The following is a 1,210-nucleotide window of genomic DNA, read 5'->3' on the forward strand; positions in this document are numbered from 1 at the left end:
GACGACGTGCAGCTGGATGTGCATCTGGCGAACCGGGCTGCGTGGGACTGGTGTGCCGAGGTCAACACTCGACGCCACAGCGATACGCTGACGGTGCCCACTGACCAGCTGGTGAGTGAACGGAAAGTGTTGGCGGCGTTACCGTCTCTGCGTGCTCAGGTCGGCCCGCCGCCGGTCACCCGTAAAGTCGACCGTCTTTCCTGTATCCGGTATGCCTCGGCCCGCTACTCGGTTCCTAACCGGCTCATCGGCGCCACCGTGACCCTCCTCCAGGACGGTGGAACGCTCCTGATCGCCGAGCCCGCCTCGGGCGAGGTGGTCGCCGAGCATGCGTTGGCTGCACCAGGAGAGGTGGTCCTCAACGACGATCATTACGGCGGGCCACGCACACCCCTTAGTCGTGCACCACGACCGAAAACTGCTGCCGAAAAACAGTTCTGCGATCTCGGAGAACCAGCCGAGCAGTTCCTAGTCGGTGCCGCGGCGATCGGTAATACCCGCCTGGCCGGTGAACTCGATGACATCCTCGGACTCATCACCTCCCACGGCCACGAACAGGTGCTCACCGCCCTGACCAGGGCGGTGGCGTTCCGACGGTTCAAGGCCGCCGATGTGCGCTCGATCCTCGATGCCGGAGCCGGCATCCCCAACCCGCGACCGGCCGGCACAGCACTGCTGGGCCACCTGCCTACCGCCCCCACCCGCTCGCTGGAGGCCTACAAACTCGGCGCCGGCGACAAGGAGGTGTCATGACCACCACAACATCGAAACCCGTTGCACCCCAGACAGTGCCACCGCTACCAGCCGATCTGGATCTGGCGCTACGCCGATTGAAACTGGCCTCGATCCGCCGTAGCGCACCCGAGGTCCTACTCACCGCGAAAACTCAGCGATGGACACCCGAAGAAGTGCTGCGAACACTGGTCGAGGCCGAGATCGCCGCCCGTGATGCCTCCAACATCCGCAACCGACTCAAGACTGCCGGGTTCCCAGTCACCAAAACCTTGGAATCGTTCGACGTGGCCGCATCCTCTATCCCGGCCAACACTTTCGACTACCTGTCGTCACTGGAATGGGTTCGGGCTCAACATAACCTGGCCTTGATTGGCCCGGCCGGGACCGGTAAGAGCCACACCCTGATCGGGCTGGGGATCGCCGCAGTGCACGCCGGGCACAAAGTGCGGTACTTCACCGCCGCCGACCTCGTGGA

At 64.2% G+C, this 1,210-nt stretch carries 1 protein-coding gene and 1 pseudogene; both read left to right on the plus strand.

What is annotated here, in order from left to right; all coding sequences use genetic code 11:
* A pseudogene (locus JW364_RS24020) lies at positions 1-753 on the plus strand (IS21 family transposase); the annotation flags it as partial.
* A partial coding sequence (locus JW364_RS24025) for an ATP-binding protein (protein WP_205334504.1) occupies positions 750-1,210 on the plus strand: 461 nt, incomplete at its 3' end. The pseudogene JW364_RS24020 and the gene JW364_RS24025, both read left to right, overlap by 4 nt.

This window comes from Gordonia sp. BP-119, assembly GCF_016924115.1.
GTDB lineage: Bacteria > Actinomycetota > Actinomycetes > Mycobacteriales > Mycobacteriaceae > Gordonia > Gordonia hongkongensis.